A 21,265-nucleotide genomic window follows, 5' to 3' on the forward strand; every position below is an offset into this window, starting at 1 on the left:
CCGGCTGCAAGCAGCCGGCGCGGTGTATCAGGCTTCCGCCTTCTTCTTTGCCGCGGGCTTCTTGGCTGCCGGTGCCTTTTTCTCGAACTCGAAACCAACCTTGCCTTCGGCGACGACCAGATAAGCCGAGAACTTGCGCTTGGTCCGGTTGGAGACGAATTCCTTGAGCAGGTCGGTCTTGCCGGTTTCCAGCATCTTCTTCATCTGGGCGGCGTCGACCGGTTGCTGCAGGATGATCTTGCCCGAGCGGAAATCGCAGGTCTTGTCCGGACCGACCGATTTCTCGCAGACGTAGGAGGTGCCGTGGTCGTAGACATTGGCCGCGCACTTCGGACACTTGCCCAGGCTGTCCTGGCCGGAGAAATCGACCGGTTCGGCGTTGGCTTCGTCGGCTTTGTCCTGGCCGAAATCGAATTCGGGCAGATGCTCGTCGTTGAGTTTGATCGCTGCGGCAAAACTGCGGCCCATTTTGTTGCGGAAGCCGGTCAGCGGGCCGACGTGGCGTTCGGTCAGCAGCGTCTCGATTTCGGCCGGTTCGTACTGCCGGCCGGCGACGATCTTCCACAGCGAATAATCGCAGTCGCTGCACTGGAATTTCTTGTAAGTCTCGCGGATCAGGCCGCCGCACTTGGGGCAGGGGGCGCTGAGGATGCCGAAATCGCCGGGGATCGTGTCGCTGTCGTAGGTCTTGGCGCGTTCGACGATGTGGCGCGTCATCTCGGCGATCTCGCGCATGAATTCGTCGCGCGTGAAATCGCCCTTCTCGATGCGGCCGAGCTTCCATTCCCAGTCGCCGGTCAGTTCCGGCTGGGTCAGTTCCTTGATGCCCAGGCCATTCAACAGCGTCATCAGGTTGAAGGCCTTGGCCGTCGGGATCAGTTCACGGCCTTCGCGCAGCATGTACTGCTCGCCGATCAGGTTTTCGATGATCTGGGCGCGCGTTGCCGGGGTGCCGAGGCCGCGGCCGGCCATCGCCGCCTTCAGTTCCTCGTCGTCGACCATCTTGCCGGCGCCTTCCATGGCCGACAGCAGGGTGGCTTCCGAATAGCGCGGCGGCGGTTTGGTGGCGCTGGCCTTGACCGTGACTTCCTCGGTCTTGACCTTTTCGTCCTTGTCGACGGCGACCAGGTTGCCTTCGTCGCCGGTCTGGCCTTCCTTGCCATGGACGGCAAGCCAGCCCGGATTGACTAGGACCTTGCCTTCCGTCTTGAACGGATGGCCTTCGACCCGGGTGATACGGGTGGTCACCATGTACTCGGCGGCCGGGAAGAACACCGACAGGAAGCGGCGGACGACGAAGTCGTACAGTTTCTGCTCGGCTTCGTTGAGGTTCTTCGGCGCCTGCGGCGTGGGGATGATGGCGAAGTGATCGCTCACCTTCGTGTTATTGAAGATGCGCTTGTTCGGCATGACCCAGTTGCGCGCCAGGACCTGGTGCGCGAACGGCGCGTAGCGGGCGAGCAGGACCTCGTCGTGACCCTTGCCGGCACCTTCGCCGGTGAGCACGCGCATCGTTTCCTTGACCGTGGCGATGTAATCCTCGGGCAGGCAGCGCGAATCGGTCCGCGGGTAGGTCAGCACCTTGTGCTTTTCGTAGAGCGCCTGGGCCAGGCCGAGCGTTGTTTTGGCCGAGAACCCGAAACGGGCGTTGGCTTCGCGCTGCAGGCTGGTCAGGTCGAACAGCAGCGGCGACAGGCGGGTTTCCGGTTTGGCTTCCTCACTGACGATGCCGGGCTTGCCCGAAGTCGCCGCCTTGATCGCCTCGGCCCGGGCGACTTCCCAGAGGCGGTCGGCGCGGGCGTGCTCGTCGTCCTGCTTGCCCTTGAAGCCTTCGTCGAACCATTTGCCGGTGTAGCTGCCGGCCTTGGCAGCGAATTCGGCCTCGACTTCCCAGTAGTCGCGCGGCACGAAGTCGCGGATCTTGCGCTCGCGCTCGACGACGATGGCCAGCGTCGGTGTCTGCACGCGGCCGACCGTGGTCAGGTGGAAACCGCCGGTCTTCGAATTGAAGGCGGTCATTGCCCGGGTGCCGTTGATGCCGACCAGCCAGTCGGATTCGGAGCGGCAGACGGCGGCGTCGGCCAGCCCCTGCATCTCGCTGCCAGGGCGCAGCCGGGCGAAGCCGTCGCGGATGGCCTGCGGCGTCATCGACTGCAGCCACAGCCGCTGCACCGGCTTGCCGGCCTTGGCGTGCTGGGCGATGTAGTTGAAGATCAACTCGCCTTCGCGTCCCGCGTCACAGGCGTTGATCAGGCCGGTCACATCCTTGCGCTTGATCAGTTTGTTGAGCACGCGCAGTCGTGGCGCGCTCTTCTCGATCGGGTTCAGCGCGAAATGCGGCGGGATCACCGGCAGGTGGGCGAAGGACCACTTGCCGCGCTTGACCTCGAATTCTTCCGGACAGGCCAGTTCGAGCAGATGGCCGACGGCCGACGAGACGACGTATTCGTCGTTCTCGAAGTATTCGTCGTGCTTGGTGAAACCACCGAGCGCCTTGGCGATGTCGCTGGCGACGGAGGGTTTCTCGGCGATGATCAGTTTTTTGCTCATGGGGTCTGCCTGTCAGGTGCCGGGCATGATAAGTGGGCGCCCGACGGATTGGCAAGGGCGGACACAATTGATTTCCGGATCAATCGACGCGCTGGTAGCGATTGCCGGGTAGGACGGCGATCTTGCCGGCGAGTTCCAGGCTGAGCAATTCGGTCAGCAGGCTGTCGGCGCCCAGACCGCTGCGCTCGACCAGCTCGTCAAGGCCGCAGGGATCGTGGCCGAGCACGGCGAGCAGCGGATGCCCGGAGTCGCCTTCGGTTCCCCGGGGCTGCCGGCCAGCGGGGCGCCCGCCCAGTTCTTCGACGATGTCGTCGGCGGTCTCCACGAGTTTCGCCCCCTGACGGATCAGTTTGTGGCAGCCGCGGGACTGCGGCGAGTGGATCGAGCCGGGGATGGCAAAAACTTCGCGTCCCTGTTCGCCGGCCAGCCGGGCGGTGATCAGCGAGCCGCTTTCGGTGGCCGCTTCGACCACCAGCACGCCGCGCGACAAGCCGGCAATGAGGCGGTTGCGGCGGGGGAAATTGGCGGCATTTGCCGGGGTGCCGAGCGGAAATTCGGTAACGATGGCGCCGCGTTCGGCAATCGCCAGCGCCAGTTCGCGGTTGCCGGCCGGATAGATGCGGTCGGCGCCGGTGCCGATGACCGCGACGGTGGCCCCATCGGCGGCCAGGGCACCGCGATGCGCCGCCGCGTCGATGCCCAGCGCCAGGCCGCTGACGATGCACCAGCCCTGGCCGGCCAGGGCACGCGAAAATTGTTCGGCATTGCGCAGGCCTTGCGGGGTGGCGTTGCGGCTGCCGACGACGCCGATGGCAGGCCCTTGCAGCAGCGCCGGATTGCCGCGTACGTAGATGAGGCTGGGCGGGTCGGGGATTTCCAGCAGGCCGGCCGGGTAATTTGCATCGGCCAGGGTCAGGATGTGCTGCTCCGGCTGCTCGGCCCAGGCCATGGCCTGGGCGACTCGTTCACCGGGGTTGAAGTCGAGCAGCAGGTCGGCTTTGTTGCCGATCACGCTGCGCACGGCCGTGAGGCTGGCGCTGAAGATGTGGTCGGGCAATCCGAAGGCGGCGAGCAGCTTGCGCTGTGTCTCGCCGCCGATGCCCGGGGCCAGGGTCAGGTGCAGCCAGGCTGCAAGACCCCGGGGCGGGCTCACGGATTGCTGACGGCGTCTCCGATCAGCACCGATTTGGAAGCATCGATTACCAGTGCGTAGGAAACGCGGTTGAAGGTGCGGAAGACGAAGGCCAGTGCGTAGCGTTCATCGGGAATGGTGGTCGATTCGCGCTTCACGTCGTCGTCGAGGTGGACGGCAACGCGTTTGCGATAGAAGGCCACGACATGGCCGACTTCGACACCGTCGTCGGCGCCCTTGTTAAACGTCACCACCGAACTGGCACCGCCTTCGCTGACGCCGCCGTAGATCGACATGATGCGGGCGTTGATCTTCTGTTCCGGCGAGCGCGGGACATAGGCCATGATGGTCGGTTGCGGCGCCGGCTTCAGCCAGTCGCCCCGGGAAATTTCTTCCTTGGCCAGGGTGATGCGCAGGGTTGCCGGCTCGCCGGGACGGGTCAGCTGGGCGTTGCCGAGGAAGAAAGCCTCGTGGGCGAGAATTTCGCCGGTTTCGGGATCGGTCAGCGGTTTGCCGGGACGGAAGACATGCCACTTTTCGACGCTGGCATCCGGAATGCCGCTGGCGTAGGCCGTGTCGCCGCTGCCGAGCAGGATGCGTTCTTCCTGGGTGGCGACGATGCGCGCCGAGGTTTTCTCGACGCCGGCTTCGACAATCAGCGGCTGCGAAATGAAGGGTTCGATGACATTCGGCGGGATGCTCGGAATCACCTGATCGATGGCCGTGGCGTAGGCCTGCGGCTGCAGGCGGCTCTGTACCGGTTTGCCCAGGCGCAGGCGGGGGCTCCCGTCGGACAGGTCGAGCCAGACGATGTCGCCGGGATAGATCAGGTGGGGGTTCTTGATCTGGTCCTTGTTCAGGCGCCAGATTTCCGGCCAGCGCCAGGGTTTTTTCAGGAATTTCCCGGAGATGTCCCACAGCGTGTCGCCCTTGACGACGACGTGCCGGTCGGGTGGATTGCTGACCAGTTCAAGCGGCTCGGCCGCAGTGGCGCAGGCGGCTGTCGCAGCCAGGATGAGCGCGGATATAATGCGAACCATGGGTAACCCCTCACGTACCGGTGGAACGCGCAGCAGCTTGTGTGGTCTTACCGGCGTCTGCAATTCGCGTTCATATCTCGAGAATTGCTTTAGATTCTGCATGTAATCCTCTAAGCAAGCAAGCATTTATTCCCTATTTGCCATGGCCTTATTACCCATTTTGCGTTTTCCCGATCCCCGGCTGAAGAAAGTCGCCGCTCCCGTGACGAAAATTGACGATGGCATTCGTCGGTTGGCGGCCGATATGGCCGAGACCATGTACGAGGCGCCCGGGATCGGTCTGGCTGCGACCCAGGTCGATGTGCACAAGCGGGTGGTGGTGATCGACGTCTCCGAGGACAAGAGCGAACTGCGGGTCTTCGTCAATCCGGAACTCGACAACTGCCTCGGCCTGACCGTCGGTGAGGAAGGCTGCCTGTCGGTGCCCGGCATCTATGACAAGGTCGAGCGTGCCGAGCGCGTCACCGTCCGCTACCTCGACCTTGACGGCAAGCCCCGGGTACTCGAAGCCGACGGCCTGCTGGCCGTATGTATACAGCACGAGATCGATCACCTGAACGGCAAGGTCTTTGTCGATCACCTGTCGCAACTCAAACAGACGCGCATCCGCAGCAAGCTGGCCAAGCAGGCGCGAGTGACCGCATGAGGGTGATTTTCGCGGGCACGCCGGAATTCGCGGCGCAGGCGCTGTCGGCCATCGTCGCCGCCGGCCACGAGGTGGCGCTGGTGCTGACCCAGCCGGATCGTCCGGCGGGCCGCGGCATGAGCCTGCATCCGTCGGCGGTCAAGCAGGTGGCGTTGGCGCAGGGGATCGAGGTCTTCCAGCCGCTGACCTTGAAGGACGCCGAGGCGCAGGCAAAAGTGGCTGCCGTTGGCGCCGAGGTCATGGTCGTTGCCGCGTATGGGCTGATCCTGCCGCAGGCGGTGCTCGACCTGCCGCGTTTCGGCTGCCTGAACATCCATGCCTCGCTGCTGCCGCGCTGGCGCGGCGCGGCACCGATCCAGCGGGCGCTGCTCGCCGGCGACAGCGAAACCGGCGTCTGCATCATGCAGATGGAAGCCGGCCTCGATACCGGTCCGGTGCTGTTGCGCGAGGCCTTCCCGATTGCCGGCGGCGACACTACGGCGACGCTGCACGACAAGCTCGCTGCCTGCGGCGCGAAGCTGATCGTCGATGCCCTGGCGGGCCTGCCGTTACCGGCCGAAGTTCAGCCGGGCGAGGGCGTGACCTACGCCCACAAGATCGAGAAGGCGGAAGCCGCGATCGACTGGACGCGCAGCGCCGCCGAGCTCGATCGCCATATTCGTGCCTTCAATCCTTTCCCCGGTGCGCAGGCGCAGTTTGCCGGGCAGACCGTCAAGCTGTGGGCGGCGCGGCCGGTGGCCGGTCAGGGCGAGCCCGGCTGTGTGCTGACGGTCGACCGTCATTCGGTGGTCATCGCCTGCGGCGAGGGCGCATTGGCCGTGAGTGAGCTGCAGAAGGCCGGCGGCAAGCGTCTGCCGGTCCAGCAGTTCCTGGCCGGTCATCCGCTGCAGCCGGGCGATTGCTTCAGCGGTCGGGACTGACCGCCGGCGGCGTTTCACGTGAAACGCGCCGCCGGTGAATGTCTTCCAGCAGGCGGCCGAGCCGGTAGCCGGCTTCGGCAACCCGGCGTTCCCCGGTCGTCTGCGCCCATTGCCGGTAATCGTCGTCGATCAGCAGACTGACGCTGCCCATGGTTTTCGGATAGGCCCGCTGCAGCAACAGCCGGCTTTCATTGAGCCAGCGCCGGACATCGCCCTGCCGGGGCGCCCGGTGGTCGGTCAGCAATGTCTCGGCCCGCCGTTGCAGGCGTTTTCCGCGCAGGCCGCTCGGGCCGGGCAGGTCGTCCCACCAGGCGTGCAGCTTGACGAAGGGCTGGCGGGCCGACGGGTCTTCGATCAGTACCGTGTTGCCGCCACGGTCATCGCTGTATCCGGCATGGAAGGGCTGATGCAGGTCGGCGACCAGGTGGGCGAGCCAGGGCAAAGCCCAGGAAAGCTCGGCCGGCTGCGTGCTGGTGGCGAGCAGTTCGCTCAGTTCGACGATCTTGCGGTCGATCTGCCCCCGGCCGCGTTTGCCGTGGCGGTCGAAATCGACGTAATGCCAGTCGCCGTGGCGGCCCATGTCGGGAAAGCCGGGCAGGGGCGGGTTGTCTGTCGGCTGGTCGGCAAAGCGCGGATCGTGACGGATGGCATCCGGCCAGGTGCTGGCCTCGGCGAAGACCAGTGCCGGATCGTCGGCACCGGCTTTTTCCCGCCAGCGGCCATGGTCCGGGTGCCCGGCCAGTGCCAGGCGGACGAATTCGCGGGTATCCGGACTCATCTGCTGCCAGGCGATCAGGATGCCGAGCCGGTGGCCGGCGCCGTTCCAGGCCTGGGCGGCGGGGCTCGCGAACAGGAAAATGAGCAGGATGAGCAAAGGGCGCATGCCGGAATTATGCCCCGTGCGATAATCGCCACCTATGTCGCGATTGCCCTTCAATTCACTTGCCTACGCCCTGCGCGAGGCCGCCCGCATCGATGCGGCGGTATTCGCCGGGCAGAGCCTGGCCGACAACCTGCTCGGCCGCGTCGATGCCGGCGCCCGTCCGTCGGTCCAGGATCTCGTGTACGGCAGCCTGCGCGCCTTCGGTCGGGGCGATTTCTTCCTGTCGCGACTGCTGGAAAAACCGCTGGCGGTCGATGAAGTCCGGTCGTTGCTGCTGGTCGCGCTGTATCGCCTGGAAACCCGGCCGGACGCGGCGCATACCGTGGTCGACCAGGCTGTGTCGGCGGCCGGCGAAATCCTGCACGGCAAATTCCGCGGTCTGGTCAATGCGGTGTTGCGCGGTTTCTTGCGCCAGCAGGCCACTTTGACCGCCGATCTGGCCAGCGATCCGGTTGCCGCTACCCAGCATCCCGGCTGGTGGCTGGCGCAGTTGCAGGCCGCCTGGCCGGATGACTGGCAGCGCATCGTCGACGCCGGCAATCAGGCGCCGCCGATGGGTTTGCGCGTCAACCGGCGTCGGATCAGTCGCGATGACTATCTGCGGCAACTGACGGCAGTTGATATTGCGGCCCACCCGGTCGGCGAGGATGGACTGGCATTGGGCAAGCCGCAGCCGGTCGATCGTCTGCCCGGTTTCTTCGACGGCCTGGTCTCGGTCCAGGACCCAGGTGCCCAGCGGGCTGCGGAAATCCTCGCACCGGCAGCCGGCAGCCGGGTGCTCGACGCCTGCGCGGCGCCCGGTGGCAAGACCGCGCACCTGCTCGAACGCGCCGAACTCGACCTGCTCGCGCTCGATCTCAAGCCGGCGCGCTGCCGGCGGGTCGAGGAGGGGCTGGGGCGTCTGCACCTGTCGGCCCGTGTCGAGGCCGCCGATTGTGCCAAGCTGGACAGCTGGTGGGACGGTCGTCCTTTCGATGCGGTGCTGGCCGACGTGCCCTGTACCGCCAGCGGCGTCGTGCGCCGCAATCCCGACGCCAAATGGCTGCGCCGTCCCGAAGATGTCGCCAGCTTTGCCGGTGCCCAGGCGCGCATCCTGGACGCCCTGTGGCAGGTGCTGCGACCCGGCGGTAAACTGCTTTATGCAACCTGTTCGGTCTTCCCGACGGAAAACTCGGTGCAGGTCAGGAATTTCCTCGGGCGCCAGCCGGCGGCGGGGATCGTTCACGAGGAACAGCTTCTTCCCGATGCGGAGCGCGATGGCTTCTATTACTGCCTGCTCGAAAAGCGTGCTTGAGCGTCTGCGCGGCCTGTTGCTGCTGCTGGCTTTCCTGCCGGCGCTGGCCTGGGCGGCGGAAATCGAGGTGCGCAATCCCGGGCTGACGCTGACCGACGAAGGCTATGCGCTGTCGGCGGACTTCCGTTTCGAACTGAGTCCCAGCCTGGAAGAGGCCGTCAATCGCGGCGTCGTGCTGTATTTCGTGGCCGATTTCGAACTCACCCGCGAGCGCTGGTACTGGCTCGACGAGAAACTGCTCAGCCGCAGCCTGACCTATCGTCTTTCCTATCACGCGCTGACCCGCCAGTACCGGCTCAGTACCGGCGGCCTGCATCAGTCCTTCGATAGTCTCGGCGAGGCGCTCGCCGTGCTGCGCCGCCTGCGCAACTGGCTGGTCATTCCCCGTGACGATGCGCGCATCGTAGCTGGTGGCAGCTATCAGGCCGCCATGCGCCTGCAGCTTGATGTCCGTCAGTTGCCGCGTCCCTTCCAGATCAGCGCGCTCGGCAACAAGGACTGGACGCTCACCAGCGACTGGAAAAGCTGGGTGACCCAGTTGCCGTTGTCCCCTGCCGCGGAGGACAAGTGAAACGTTTTGTCGCTGCCGCCGGTGCCCTGGCTGCCGCCATCGGCGGGATACTCTGGTTCCTGTTGCTGATGGCGACGGCGGCCGACACCGTCGTCTTCTCGCGCAACTATCCGCTGCTGATCGCGCTCAATGTCGTCCTGGCGCTCGGCATGGTGGCATTGGTCGGCTGGCAGTTGCGCAGCCTGTGGCGGGATTACAAGGCCCAGGTCTTCGGCGCCCGCCTGAAGCTGCGCCTGATGCTGATGTTCGGTGTCATCGCGGTGTTGCCGGGGGCGCTGGTCTATGGCGTGTCGGTGCAGTTCATGACCCGTTCGATCGAGAGCTGGTTCGACGTGCGCGTCGAGAAGGCATTGGAGTCGGGCCTGCACCTCGGGCGCTCGGCGCTCGACTCGCTGCTGGCCGAACTGAACGCCAAGGCGCGCGACATGGCCGACGAACTGTCGGTGATTCCCGAACCATCCCGGCGTTCGGCCCTGTTCCGGTTGCGCGAGGAAAAAAGCGTGGAAACGGCCGCGCTGTTCGCGGTCAATGGCAGCTTGCTGACCAGCGCTACCGGCGATCTGGTCCTGCTGCCGGCATTGCCCGGTCAGGCCCAGCTCAAGCAGGCGCGTAATCCCCAGGGATTGAGCGGTATCGAGGGCGAGGAAGAATCGATGTTCCTGCGCGTGCTGCTGCCGGTTTCGCCGCGCGAGATGTTCGAGGAGCCGCGCATCCTGCAACTGACCCAGGCCGTGCCGGCCAATCTGGCCCTCGACGCCGAGGCCGTGCAGGCGGTTTATCGCGATTACCAGGAGCTGCAACTGGCCCGTCAGGGGTTGACCCGGATCTATGCCCTGACGCTGACCCTGACGGTGCTGGTCGCGCTGTTCAGCGCTTTTGCCCTGGCCTACTGGATGGCCCGGCGGCTGGTGGCGCCGCTGTACATCCTGGCCGAAGGCACGCAGGCCGTGGCCCAGGGTGATTTCTCGCAGCGCCAGGCGGTCTATAGCGGCGACGAACTCGGGGTGCTGACCCAGTCGTTCAACCGCATGACCCGGCAACTCGACGACGCTCGCCGGGAAACCGACCGGCACCGCGGTGAGCTGGAATCGGCGCGCGGCTACCTGGAATCGATCCTGGCCAACCTGTCGGCCGGGGTGATGGTATTCGACCGGGATTTCCGTCTGCGTACGGTCAACGAAGGGGCGTTGACCATTCTGGAAGACGATTTTTCCGGCCTGATCGGTCTGGCGCCGGAGAACTGGCCGCGCCAGCAAGCGCTGGGGGCCTTCATCCGTCAGAATTTCGCCGCGACCGGCGAACCGGAGTGGCAGGCCCAGCTTGAGCTGGAGCGGCCGAACGGCATGCCGCAGGTGCTGCTGCTGCGCGCCTCGCGCCTGCCGGAGACCAGCGGGGGCGGTGACGTGGTCGTGTTCGACGACGTCACCCGGCTGATCGCAGCCCAGCGCAGCGCGGCCTGGGGCGAAGTGGCCCGGCGCCTGGCGCACGAGATCAAGAACCCGCTGACGCCGATCCAGCTTTCGGCCGAGCGCCTGCAGCACAAGCTGGCCAGCAAGCTCAGCAACGGCGACGCCGAAATGCTGGCGCGCGGCACGCAGACCATCATCGGCCAGGTCCAGGCGATGAAGCGCATGGTCGACGATTTCCGCGACTACGCCCGCATGCCGGCGCCGGAAGTCGCGCCGCTTGACCTCAACGCCCTGCTCGGCGAGGTCATGGGCCTGTACGAAAGCTCGGCGGTGCAGTTCTCGGTCGTGCTGGGCGAGGGACTGCCGCCGGTGCTCGGCGACGCCACCCAGCTGCGCCAGATCATCCACAACCTGCTGCGCAACGCCGAAGATGCCCTCGAAGGCCGCGACGATGGCCGGGTCGAGATCGTCACCGAACCGGCCGGGCGCTGCGCACGCCTGCGCATCACCGACAACGGGCCGGGCTTTCCGGTCGAGCTGCTGCCGCGCATTTTCGAACCGTATGTCACCACCAAGGCCCGGGGAACAGGGCTGGGATTGCCCATCGTCAAGAAGATTGTCGATGAGCATCAAGGTAGTATAGAAATCAGCAATGCACCGGATGGCGGGGCGCGGATCGAGATCCGCCTGCCGCTGGTCCGGGACAAGGAGGCCAAGCATGGCAATCATTCTGGTCGTTGATGACGAAGTCGGCATCCGCGAACTGCTTTCCGAAATCCTCATCGACGAGGGCTACGACGTCCGCCTCGCCGAGAACGCCGGTGCCGCCCGCCGCGTGCGCAACGAGCTGCGTCCGGACCTGGTCCTGCTCGACATCTGGATGCCCGACACCGACGGCATTTCGCTGCTCAAGGAATGGCATGCCGGCGGTCATCTGAACATGCCGGTGGTCATGATGTCCGGTCACGGCACCATCGATACGGCTGTCGAGGCGACGCGTTTTGGCGCCTTCGATTTCCTGGAAAAGCCGATCGGCCTGCAGAAACTGCTGGCCACGGTGCAGAAGGCGCTCAAGCACGACGCGCCGCCGCAGCGTCCGCCGCTGACCCTGGAGGCGTTCGCCCGCCTGCCGTTCGTCAAGGAATTCCGCCGTCGCCTGGAGCAGGCCGCGGCCAAGGCTTCGGTGGTATTGATCAAGGGGGCGACCGGCGGCATGGGCGAAATCGCCGCGCGCACCCTGCTGGCGCCGCGTGCCCCCTGGCTTGACCTGTCCACGGTGAGCAGCGCGCTGACCCAGGAGGCACTGGAAAAGACCAGCGGCGGCATCCTGTTCGTGCCCGATCTGGCGGTACTGGGCAAGATGCAGCAGATGAACCTGGCGTTTGCGCTCGATCGTGCCGAGAAACTTCACCTGCAACTGGTGGTGGCCAGCACCACGCCGCTGTCGGCGCTGTCCGGTTGGGACGCCAAGCTGCTGGCCCGGCTGGGCGAGATCTGGGTGGCGTTGCCGGCGCTGTCGGCACATGCCGACGACCTGCCGGAAATTGCCGCATTGTTGCTGACCAATTTCGTCGAGCGCGGCGAAGTGCCGCCGCGCCGTTTCTCGACCGCTGCCCTCAATGCCTTGCGTACGCTGCCCTGGAAGAAACACCCGGAGGCGAGCTGGAACGTGCTCTACGGGTTGGTGCGCAACCTCGCGCTGACGGCGCTGGACGAGGAAATCGTCGGCGACGACGTGGCCCGGGTGATGCCCCAGGAAATCGAGGACGATGCCCCGGCGCAATCCTTCCTGCCACTGTTCGAGCAGCCCTTGCGCGAAGCGCGCGATGCGTTCGAGAAACTCTATTTCGAACACCACCTGCGCCAGGAGGGCGGCAACATGACGCGCCTGGCCGAGCGCTCCGGGCTGGAGCGGACCCATCTGTACCGCAAGCTGAAGCAGCTCGACATCCGGCTGGGCAAGCGCGGCGAGGAATAAGCATGAAAATCGTCATTCTCGGTGCCGGCCAGGTTGGCGCCAGCGTGGCCGAAGGCCTGGTTTCTGAGGAAAACGACATCACCGTCGTCGATCAGGACCCGACCCGGCTGGCCCAACTGCAGGATCGTCTCGACCTGCGTACCGTCGTCGGCGATGCGGCAACGCCGACGGTGCTGCGCAGCGCCGGCGCCGAAGACGCCGACATGGTCATCGCGGTGACCCAGAGCGACCAGGCCAATCTGGTGGCCTGCAAGCTGGCGCAGTCGGTGTTCAACATCCCGACCCGGATCGCGCGCCTGCGTTCGCGCGATTTCCTCGAAGATGAGTCGCTGCTGTCGGGGGACAATTTCGCGGTCGATTTCGCGCTTTGCCCGGAACAGGTCATCACCGATTACATCCGCCGCCTGATCGAGTTCCCACGTGCCTTGCAGGTGCTCAACTTCGCCCGCGGCCGCGTCTGCCTGGTTGCCGTGCGCGCCTACGAAGGCGGCCTGCTGGTCGGCAAGCCGATCAAGGCGATGCGCGAGCATCTGCCGCCGGAAATCGACGCCCGCATTGCCGCCATCTTCCGCGACAACCAGCCGGTGTTCCCCGAGGGCGACACCGTGGTCAAGGCCGGCGACGAGGTCTTCCTGCTGGCCGCTGCCGAGAACATCCATCCGGTGCTCAACCAGTTGCGCCGGCAGACGGCGCGGGTCGAGCGCATCATGATCGCCGGCGGCGGCAATATCGGCCTGCGCCTGGCCAAATCGCTCGAAGACCGTTACGAGGTCAAGCTGATCGAAGGCCGCCGGCCGCGCGCCGAACTGCTGGCCAACGAACTGAACGACACCCTGGTGCTGTACGGCGACGCCACCGACGAAGACCTGCTGGAACAGGAAAACATTGCCGAGATGGATCTGTTCCTGGCGATGACCAACGACGACGAAGACAACATCATGGCCGGCAGCCTGGCCAAGCGCCTGGGCTGCAAGCGCGTCGTCGCCCTGGTCAATCGTCGCGCCTACGCCGAGATGATCGAGGGCGGACCGATCGACATCGGCATCTCGCCGGCCCAGGTGTCGATCGGCACCTTGCTGGCCTACGTCCGCCAGGGCGATGTCGCCGAGGTGCACTCGCTGCGCCGGGGCGCCGCCGAAGCCCTGGAGATCGTTGCTCACGGCGACCGCAACACGTCCAAGGTGGTCGGTCGGCGCATCGACGAGGTGCAGTGGCCCAAGGGCGTCACCGTCGCCGCCCTGGTGCGCAATTTCGAAGTTCCCATCGTCGTCGGCCAGACCGACGACTGGACGGCAATCACCCGTTACGGCGAGGTGGTCATTGCGCACCACGACACGGTGATCGAGCCGGGTGACCACGTGATCATTTTCTGCACCCGCAAGAAACTGGTGAAGAAGGTCGAAAAGCTGTTCCAGGTCGGTTTCCACTTCGTCTGAGGCCGCATTCGTGACCCGTTTCGCTCCCGTCCATCGCGCGCTCGGCATGATCCTGATGCTGTTCGGCCTGGCCATGCTGGTACCGCTGACCGTCTCGCACATCATGGACGACGGGGCGCAGCGCGTCTACGACGAGGTTTTCCTGCTGACCATGCTGTGCGGCAGCTTCCTCTGGTACCGCTACCGCAATACCCCGCGCGATCTGAACGTGCGCGACGGCTTCCTGCTGGTTGTGCTGGTATGGACGGTGTTGCCGGCTTTCTCGGCCTTGCCGTTCATGCTGCATCTCGGCATGTCGCACACCGACGCCTATTTCGAGGCGGTGTCGGCGCTGACGGCGACCGGGGCGACGGTGATGTCCGGCCTCGACCGGCTGCCGGCGTCGATCAACCTGTGGCGTCACCTGATGCAATGGCTGGGCGGCATGGGCCTGATCGTTCTGGTGGTTGCCATTCTGCCGATGCTCGGCATCGGCGGCCGGCAGATGCTCGCCGCCGAGATTCCCGGTCCGATGAAGGACAACCGGATGACGCCGCGGGTGACCGAGACGGCCAAGGGCCTGTGGATGATCTACGTGTTCATCACTGTCGCCTGCGCGCTGGCCTACCGCTGGGCCGGCATGAGCTGGTTCGACGCCATCTGCCACAGTTTCTCGACCGTTTCGCTCGGCGGTTTCTCGACCCACGATGCCAGCCTCGGCTACTTCAATTCGCCGGCCATCGAGTGGATCTGCATCGCCTTCATGCTCTTTTCCGGGATCAACTACGCCACCCACTTCCTCGCCCTGACCGGGCGTTCGGTGTTCATCTACGGCCGTGACCCCGAAGCCGGCTGGTTTGTCGGCGTGTTGCTGGTCAGCGTCTTCGTGCTCGCCAATTACCTGTGGAAGGAGGGCACCTTCGACGACATGGACACGGCCTTCCGCTACGCCATGTTCAACGTCATCTCGGTGGCGACGACGACCGGCTATTCGACCATGGATTACGGCCAGTGGCCGATGTTCGTTGGCCTGTGGATGCTGTTCCTGTGCAGTTTCTCGACCAGCGCCGGGTCTACCGGTGGCGGCATCAAGATGATGCGGGCGCTGCTGCTGTACAAGCAGGTTTACCGCGAACTGGTCCGCGCCATGCACCCGGCGGCCGTGTACAACGTCCGTCTGGGCGGGGCGACGGCGCCGCAGTCGGTACTGTTCGCCGTGCTCGCCTTCGCCTTCGTGTATATGGTCAGCATCGTCTCGATGACGCTGTTGCTGGCGTTTACCGGGCTCGACATCGTCACCGCCTTCAGTGCCGTCGTGGCCAGCGTGAACAACACCGGTCCCGGCCTTGGCGCGGTCGGTCCGGCGACGACTTTTGCCGTGCTCGAGGACTTCCAGACCTGGGTCTGCATTTTTGCAATGCTCCTCGGTCGGCTTGAGATATTCACCTTGCTGGTCGTGTTGACGCCGGCTTTCTGGCGCAAGTGAAGGCGCCGCCGTCTGCTTTTGCGGAGTTGCGATGAGAATTCCCGTTATTTCCGGTCTCCTTCTGGTCTCGACGTTGCTCGCGGGCTGCGGTGAGCAGGCGGCCGAACCGGCGGCCGTGGCGCCGGCTCAGCCGGCGCTGACGCTGTCTCCGCTCGGCGAACTGGCTTTACGCCCCGAGCGCAACGCGCCGGCCGCCGTGATCGGACGCCACGAAGCCCGGATTTCGGCCGAGGTCGCCGCCACCATCCAGGCGCTGCCGGTCGAGGTCGGACAATCGGTCGCGGCCGGTGGGCTGATCGTCCGTCTCGATCCGCGCGATGCCGCGCTGGCGCTGGAACGTGCCGAGGCGGCGCTGGCCCAGGCCGAGGCCCGGCTGGCGCAGGCCGACGCGCAGTTGCAGCGGGCGCAGACGCTGCGCGAGCGCAATTTCTATTCTCCCGAAGCGCTGACGCTGCGCGAGACCGAGCGGACCGCAGCCGTGGCCGATGCGCGAGCGGCCCGGGCCAGCCGCGATACGGCCCGGCGGGTACTCGACAAGCACAGCCTGCGCGCGCCGTTTGCCGGTGTCGTGCGCGAGCGTCCGGCCCAGCTCGGCGAACTGGCTGCGCCGGGCAGCGTGCTGCTGACCCTGGTCGCCGCGGGCGATCCGGAGGTATCGGCGCAACTGCAGCCACAGGATGCCGAGGTGGTTGCGCAGGCCGGCGAGTGGCTGTTCGAAGCGGCCGGCGTCCGCCATCCCTTACGCCTGATCCGCGTGTCGCCGGCAATGAATCCCGAGTCGCGCAGCGTTGAGGCGCGCTTTGCCTTCGCGGCGGCGGCGCCGGCCGTCGGCCAGTCCGGCCGCCTGCTCTGGCGCGAGACCCGGCCGTGGCTGCCGGCTGACCTGCTGGTGCGCCGCGATGGCCGCTACGGGGTATTCATGGCGGTCGACGGCAAGGCGCGGTTCCACGTGCTGCCCGCGGCCAGCGAAGGGCGGCCGGCGCTGGTCGACCTGCCCGAGGACACCCGGATCGTCGTCCAGGGCCGTCATGCCCTGCAGGACGGAGCGGCGCTGCCGTGAGCCTGTACCGCAAGCTGCTGGAAAACCACCCGCTGGCGAACATCGCCTTCGCGGTGGTGCTGATGCTCGGGGTGTTCGCCTACCTGACCATGCCGCGCGAGCAGGATCCCGAGATCAATTTCAACTGGGTGGTGATCACCACGGTGCTGCCCGGTGCTTCGGCCGAGGACGTGGAAAAGCGCGTGACCGAGCCGCTCGAGGACGCAATCAAGGGCGTCGCCGACATCCGTTTCGTACTGTCGTCGTCGCGCGAGAACGTGTCCAACATCCTGGTCCGTTTCCGCGACATTCCCGCCAGCGTGTTCGACAAGCGCATCAACGACCTGCGCCGCGACATCCAGAACAAGGCCAGCAGCGAGTTGCCCGATGTGGCCAAGGATCCGCGGGTTCTCGAGGTCACCACTTCGAACGGTTTCCCGACGGCGCTGGTACTGGTCACCGGGCAGGCGGCCGACGAGGTGCTGCGCCAGCGCGCACGCCTGCTGAAGAACGAATTCGAGCGTATGAACGGGATCGACCAGGTGTTCGCCACCGGCCTGCAGGACCCGGAACTGCTGGTCGAATTCGACCCGGTGGCGCTGGCCAATCGGGGGCTTTCGGCAACCCAGGTGGCCGACGCGACTCAGGCCTGGTTCCGCGATGTTTTTGCCGGCAAGGTCGAGACGCAGTCCGGCGACGAGCGCAATGCCTGGCTGGTTCGCATCCTCGGCGAGCATGTCGATCCGGCGAAGCTGGCCGACATTCCGGTGGGCAGTGCCCAGGTGCCGCTCGCTTCGGTGGCCGAGGTGTCGCGCGGTCGGGCCAAGGCCGGCAGCCTGGCGACGCACGAGGGCAAGCCGGCGGTGATGCTGTCGATCACCAAGAAGAGCCGGGTCAATACCCTGGACATGATTGCCCGCATCAACGGCTTCATCGCCGAAAAGAACCCTTTGCTGGCCGCCGACGGCATCCGCCTCGAATTGCTCGACGACCAGACCATTCCGACCCGCGAGTCGATCGGCATCATGGAAGCCAACGCCGTTGTCGGCCTGGCGGTGGTGCTGATCATCTGCTGGCTGTTCCTCGGCACCCGCATCGCGCTGCTGGTCGGCATCGGTCTGCCGTTCTCGCTGGCCGGCACCTTCGCCGTGCTGGCGGCCCTCGGCTACACGGTGAATATCTCGGTGTTGCTCGGCGTGGTCATCGTGCTCGGCATGGTCGTCGACGACGCGGTGGTCGTGGTCGAGACCATCTATTACAAGATGCAGCGCGGACTGGCCGCCATCGATGCCTCGATCGAGGCGATGCGCGAGGTGGTGGCGCCGGTGACCTCATCCGTGCTGACGACGATGGCGGCCTTCCTGCCGTTGATGCTGCTGCCCGGCATCGTCGGCAAGTTCATGTTCGTGATTCCCTTCATCATCACGCTGGCGCTGGCGATCAGCCTGCTTGAGGCCTACTGGATGCTGCCCGTGCACGTGGCGGCAGTGGGCCGACGTCCGCCGGCCGACGACTGGCGGGCGCGCTTCAATCACCGCTTGCGGGTCAGGTATTCGCGCCTTCTGCTGGCGTTGCTGCGCCGGCCGCGCCTGTCGCTCGGCGCGGCCGGGCTGGTCTTCGTGCTGGCGGTCGGCGCCGTCGCCGGCGGCGCGGTGCGCATGCAGTTCTTCGCCTTCGATCCGCTGCGCCTGTTCTACGTCAACGTCGATATGCCGGCCGGTGCGCCGATCGAGGAAACCATGGCCCAGGCCAGCCGGGTCGAGGCCGAGGTGCGCAAATACCTGAAGGATGGTGAGGCGCGTAACGTTGCCGCCTACGCGGGGATCAAGTTCACCGATACCGAGCCGCTCTACGGCGACATCTACGGGCAGGTGATCGTTTCCCTGAACCCGCGCGACCAGTTGGGGGACGAGGCGCGCGACGTGCAGGAAATCGTCGCTGCCATGCGGCCGACGGTCGAGGCCCTGCCCGGGCCGGGCAAGATCAGCTTCACCATGATCTCGGGTGGGCCGCCGCTGGAGAAGCCGGTCAAGGTCCGCGTGCGCGGCGACGATCCGCTTGAACTGCGCGCCGCGGCCGATGCCGTGCTGGCGGTTGCCCGGGCCATTCCCGGCAGCAAGGACGTGGTCGACGACGACATTCCCGGCCGTCCGCAACTGGTGCTGACGCTCGACCGCGAGGCGCTGGCCGCCGCCGGTCTCGACGCCGGCCGGGTGGCGCGTCTGATGCGTCTGCATGTCGACGGCGAAATCATCGCCCAGACCCGCGACCAGGGCGAGAAGATCGAATTGCGCGTACGCGCCAATCACGGCGGTCTGGTCGGCCAGGATATCGGCGACCTGCTGGCGACGCCGATTGCCCTGGCCTTGCCCGACGGTCGTCGTCAGACCACCTCGCTGGGCGCGCTGGTGCAGGCCGAGACGCGCACCGGCAAGGGCGTCATCAAGCGCTACAACCTGATGCGCGCGATCACCGTCGAAGCCGACCTGGACAAGGAGATCACCGATACCGTCGCGGCCAACCGCATCCTGCGCGAGGAGTGGCAGAAGATCGCCGCCCAGTACCCAGGCGTCAATCTCGATTTCTCCGGCGAGCTTGACGACATCAACGAAAGCCTCGACGCCATGCTGGCGCTGTTCGCACTCGGTGTCGGCCTGATCTACCTGATCCTGGCCACCCAGTTCCGCAGCTATTTCCAGCCGCTGCTGATCCTGGTCACCGTGCCGCTGGCCTTCACCGGCGTCGTCCTCGGCCTGCTGGTGTCCGGCAATCCCTTATCCCTGTACACGCTCTACGGCGTGATCGCGCTGACCGGGATCGCCGTCAATTCGGCCATCGTCCTGATCGACGCCGCCAACCAGCGCCGGCAGGAGGGCATGGGCGTGCTGCATGCGGCCGTTTATGCCGCCCGGCGGCGTATCGTGCCCATCCTGATCACCTCGGTGACGACCATCGGCGGCCTGTTCTCGCTGGCCTTCGGACTGGCCGGCGAGTCGCTGCTGTGGGGGCCGGTGGCGCAATCCATCGTCTGGGGGCTGGCCTTCTCGACCTTGCTGACGGTGTTCGTCATTCCGTTGCTGTACTGGATGACGATGCGCCGCCGCGTGACCAGCCGGGCGTAAAGGCGGATAATCGCCGTTTCCTGATTTTCTGGCGGAGTAAAGCGTGAGCCGACCCAAGAACGATACCTTCCTGCGTGCCCTGTTGAAGGAGCCGACCGACTACACCCCGCTGTGGCTGATGCGCCAGGCCGGTCGCTACCTGCCGGAGTACTGCGCCACCCGCAAGCGGGCCGGTAACTTCCTGAACCTGTGCAAGACCCCGTCGCTGGCCTGCGAAGTGACGCTGCAGCCGCTGGCCCGCTACGACCTCGACGCCGCCATCCTGTTCTCCGACATCCTCACCGTGCCCGACGCGATGGGCCTGGGCCTGTATTTCGCCGAAGGCGAGGGCCCGAAGTTCGAGCGCCCGCTGCGCGAGGAATGGGCGATCAACAACCTGACCGCGCCCGATCCCTACGACCACCTCGGTTACGTCATGGACGCGGTCGCGGAAATCCGTTGCGCACTCGACAACTCGGTGCCGCTGATCGGCTTCTCCGGCAGCCCCTATACGCTCGCCTGCTACATGATCGAAGGCCAGGGCTCGTCCGACTTCCGCCACATCAAGGGCATGATGTACAGCCGCCCGGATCTGCTGCACAAGATCCTGTCGGTGACCGCCGATGCGGTGACCAGCTACCTGAACGCGCAGATCGATTCCGGCGCCCAGGCGGTGATGATTTTTGATACCTGGGGCGGTTCGTTGTCGGCGGCGGCCTACCAGGAATTCTCGCTGGCCTACATGCAGCGCATCGTCGCCGGCCTGAAGAAGGAAAAGGACGGCCAGCGCATTCCGAGCATCGTGTTCACCAAGAACGGTGGGCTGTGGCTGGAAAAGATCGCGGCCATCGGCTGCGACGGCGTCGGCCTGGACTGGACCATCGACATCGGCGAAGCCCGTCGTCGCGTCGGCGACCAGGTCGCGCTGCAGGGCAACATCGATCCGAACGTGCTGTTCGGCACCCCGGAAACCATCGCTGCCGAAACCCGCAAGGTGCTCGACAGCTACGGTCCGGGCAATACCGGGCACGTCTTCAACCTGGGTCACGGCATTTCCCAATACACCCCGCCGGAAAATGTTTCGGTGCTGGTCGATACGGTCCACAGCCACAGCCGTTCGCTGCGTAAGTGAGGACTCATTTTCCGGGGCGGGGCTTGACTTATTCACAGAATTTCCTGCCCCGGAATAAAAAAGTCCTGCAACCTGCTTGACAAGCGGGTTATTGTGTAAGTTGTTGTTATAAAAGCTTTTTGTGATTTGCACAATATTTCGGCAAGGTAACAAAATCCTTACGAAACGCCCACTTAGCTTTTTTCCCCCTTGGCAATCCACAAAGTTATCCACAGCTTTTGTGGATTCTCCCCGGAAGCCCTTGTTGCGACTGGCAATGCACGGCGGGTAGTGGCGATCGCTTGCCCTCACCGGCCGCGGGCGCTAGAGTCTCGCCTTTCAGCATTCGGGAGTACGGGCGCGTGTTTGCGATCATCCAGGCCGTGGGCTGGCCGATCTGGCCATTGTTGCTGGCATCCGTCATCGCCGTCGCGCTGATCATCGAACGCTCGCTGACCCTGCGCCGCGCGCGCGTGGTGCCCTACGATCTGCTCGAGAAGGTCATTGCCGACTACCGTGCGCACGGTGCCCCGCCCGAAATGATCACCCGCGTCGCCCGTCATTCCCCGCTTGGCCGTGTGCTTGCGGCAGGACTGCGCAACGTCGCCAGCTCGCGCGAGGTGATGAAGGAATCGATCGAGGACGCCGGTCGCGCGGTCCTGCACGAACTCGAACGCTTTCTTACCACCC

The 21,265-nt window shown here is 65.6% G+C and carries 15 protein-coding genes and 1 pseudogene; 12 read left to right on the top strand and 4 right to left on the bottom strand.

The features are described 5' to 3' along the window. Positions 1 to 27 precede the first annotated feature (27 nt). The 3 genes from Q0799_RS08320 to Q0799_RS08330 all read right to left on the bottom strand — a co-directional run bounded on the left by Q0799_RS08320 (position 28) and on the right by Q0799_RS08330 (position 4,722). The gene (locus Q0799_RS08320; protein ID WP_298396971.1) at positions 28 to 2,550 is read right to left on the bottom strand and encodes a DNA topoisomerase III; all 2,523 of its coding nucleotides are present in this window, start codon (positions 2,548 to 2,550) and stop codon (positions 28 to 30) included. 79 nt (positions 2,551 to 2,629) lie between these two features. Further along, entirely contained in the window at positions 2,630 to 3,703 is a 1,074-nt protein-coding gene (gene dprA / locus Q0799_RS08325) for a DNA-processing protein DprA (protein ID WP_298396974.1), read from the bottom strand. Beyond that, positions 3,700 to 4,722, bottom strand: coding sequence for a LysM peptidoglycan-binding domain-containing protein (locus Q0799_RS08330; RefSeq protein ID WP_298396977.1), 1,023 nt, complete (start codon positions 4,720 to 4,722; stop codon positions 3,700 to 3,702). Before Q0799_RS08330 ends, dprA begins: the two co-directional genes overlap by 4 nt. 142 nt (positions 4,723 to 4,864) lie before the next feature. On the opposite strand from Q0799_RS08330, the gene def reads away from it, so the two are divergent. Beyond that, positions 4,865 to 5,368 carry a peptide deformylase gene (gene def, locus Q0799_RS08335; RefSeq protein ID WP_298396980.1) on the top strand — a complete coding sequence of 168 codons (504 nt, stop codon included), beginning with the start codon at positions 4,865 to 4,867 and terminating at the stop codon, positions 5,366 to 5,368. Further along, positions 5,365 to 6,288 carry a methionyl-tRNA formyltransferase gene (fmt, locus tag Q0799_RS08340; protein ID WP_298396983.1) on the top strand — a complete coding sequence of 308 codons (924 nt, stop codon included), beginning with the start codon at positions 5,365 to 5,367 and terminating at the stop codon, positions 6,286 to 6,288. The genes def and fmt overlap by 4 nt, the downstream gene beginning before the upstream one ends. Here the strand turns inward: fmt and Q0799_RS08345 are convergent. Further along, on the bottom strand, positions 6,272 to 7,171 hold the full coding sequence (locus Q0799_RS08345; RefSeq protein WP_298396988.1) for a S1/P1 nuclease: 900 nt from the start codon (positions 7,169 to 7,171) through the stop codon (positions 6,272 to 6,274). The genes fmt and Q0799_RS08345 overlap by 17 nt on opposite strands. Positions 7,172 to 7,205: 34 nt before the next feature. Between Q0799_RS08345 and rsmB the strand changes: the two genes are divergently transcribed. From rsmB to Q0799_RS08395, 10 genes and pseudogenes are all read left to right on the top strand, one after another. Beyond that, a complete protein-coding gene (gene rsmB / locus Q0799_RS08350) occupies positions 7,206 to 8,465 on the top strand; it encodes a 16S rRNA (cytosine(967)-C(5))-methyltransferase RsmB (protein ID WP_298396991.1) in 1,260 nt (419 codons plus the stop codon). Further along, positions 8,428 to 9,036, top strand: coding sequence for a DUF4390 domain-containing protein (locus Q0799_RS08355; RefSeq protein ID WP_298396994.1), 609 nt, complete (start codon positions 8,428 to 8,430; stop codon positions 9,034 to 9,036). The genes rsmB and Q0799_RS08355 overlap by 38 nt, the downstream gene beginning before the upstream one ends. Beyond that, the gene (locus tag Q0799_RS08360; protein ID WP_298396997.1) at positions 9,033 to 11,186 is read left to right on the top strand and encodes an ATP-binding protein; all 2,154 of its coding nucleotides are present in this window, start codon (positions 9,033 to 9,035) and stop codon (positions 11,184 to 11,186) included. Before Q0799_RS08355 ends, Q0799_RS08360 begins: the two co-directional genes overlap by 4 nt. Continuing rightward, positions 11,164 to 12,423 carry a response regulator gene (locus Q0799_RS08365; protein WP_298397000.1) on the top strand — a complete coding sequence of 420 codons (1,260 nt, stop codon included), beginning with the start codon at positions 11,164 to 11,166 and terminating at the stop codon, positions 12,421 to 12,423. The genes Q0799_RS08360 and Q0799_RS08365 overlap by 23 nt, the downstream gene beginning before the upstream one ends. A 2-nt stretch (positions 12,424 to 12,425) precedes the next feature. Next, complete coding sequence (gene trkA / locus Q0799_RS08370; protein WP_298397004.1) at positions 12,426 to 13,859, top strand: Trk system potassium transporter TrkA; 1,434 nt, start codon at positions 12,426 to 12,428, stop codon at positions 13,857 to 13,859. Between the two features lie 46 nt (positions 13,860 to 13,905). Beyond that, complete coding sequence (locus Q0799_RS08375) at positions 13,906 to 15,324, top strand: potassium transporter TrkG (RefSeq protein ID WP_298397019.1); 1,419 nt, start codon at positions 13,906 to 13,908, stop codon at positions 15,322 to 15,324. A 31-nt stretch (positions 15,325 to 15,355) separates the two neighbouring features. Next, positions 15,356 to 16,384: an efflux RND transporter periplasmic adaptor subunit gene (locus Q0799_RS08380; protein WP_298397007.1), complete on the top strand. Its 1,029-nt coding sequence runs from the start codon at positions 15,356 to 15,358 to the stop codon at positions 16,382 to 16,384. Further along, positions 16,381 to 19,485 carry an efflux RND transporter permease subunit gene (locus Q0799_RS08385; RefSeq protein ID WP_298397010.1) on the top strand — a complete coding sequence of 1,035 codons (3,105 nt, stop codon included), beginning with the start codon at positions 16,381 to 16,383 and terminating at the stop codon, positions 19,483 to 19,485. The genes Q0799_RS08380 and Q0799_RS08385 overlap by 4 nt, the downstream gene beginning before the upstream one ends. 43 nt (positions 19,486 to 19,528) lie before the next feature. Next, a complete protein-coding gene (gene hemE, locus Q0799_RS08390) occupies positions 19,529 to 20,596 on the top strand; it encodes a uroporphyrinogen decarboxylase (RefSeq protein WP_298397013.1) in 1,068 nt (355 codons plus the stop codon). Positions 20,597 to 20,937: 341 nt separating this feature from the next. Continuing rightward, a pseudogene (locus Q0799_RS08395) lies at positions 20,938 to 21,265 on the top strand (MotA/TolQ/ExbB proton channel family protein); the annotation flags it as partial.

This window comes from uncultured Azonexus sp. (assembly GCF_937982035.1).
In the GTDB taxonomy this organism is placed as follows: domain Bacteria; phylum Pseudomonadota; class Gammaproteobacteria; order Burkholderiales; family Rhodocyclaceae; genus Azonexus.

Bases quoted from the DNA above. Each gene is read 5' to 3' on its own strand.
- def (WP_298396980.1), top strand. From the start codon at position 4,865: ATGGCCTTATTACCCATTTTGCGTTTTCCCGATCCCCGGCTGAAGAAA.
- Q0799_RS08375 (WP_298397019.1), top strand. From the start codon at position 13,906: ATGATCCTGATGCTGTTCGGCCTGGCCATGCTGGTACCGCTGACCGTC.
- fmt (WP_298396983.1), top strand. From the start codon at position 5,365: ATGAGGGTGATTTTCGCGGGCACGCCGGAATTCGCGGCGCAGGCGCTG.
- Q0799_RS08380 (WP_298397007.1), top strand. From the start codon at position 15,356: ATGAGAATTCCCGTTATTTCCGGTCTCCTTCTGGTCTCGACGTTGCTC.
- rsmB (WP_298396991.1), top strand. From the start codon at position 7,206: ATGTCGCGATTGCCCTTCAATTCACTTGCCTACGCCCTGCGCGAGGCC.
- Q0799_RS08365 (WP_298397000.1), top strand. From the start codon at position 11,164: ATGGCAATCATTCTGGTCGTTGATGACGAAGTCGGCATCCGCGAACTG.
- Q0799_RS08355 (WP_298396994.1), top strand. From the start codon at position 8,428: ATGGCTTCTATTACTGCCTGCTCGAAAAGCGTGCTTGAGCGTCTGCGC.
- Q0799_RS08320 (WP_298396971.1), bottom strand. From the start codon at position 2,550: ATGAGCAAAAAACTGATCATCGCCGAGAAACCCTCCGTCGCCAGCGAC.
- Q0799_RS08345 (WP_298396988.1), bottom strand. From the start codon at position 7,171: ATGCGCCCTTTGCTCATCCTGCTCATTTTCCTGTTCGCGAGCCCCGCC.
- trkA (WP_298397004.1), top strand. From the start codon at position 12,426: ATGAAAATCGTCATTCTCGGTGCCGGCCAGGTTGGCGCCAGCGTGGCC.
- Q0799_RS08330 (WP_298396977.1), bottom strand. From the start codon at position 4,722: ATGGTTCGCATTATATCCGCGCTCATCCTGGCTGCGACAGCCGCCTGC.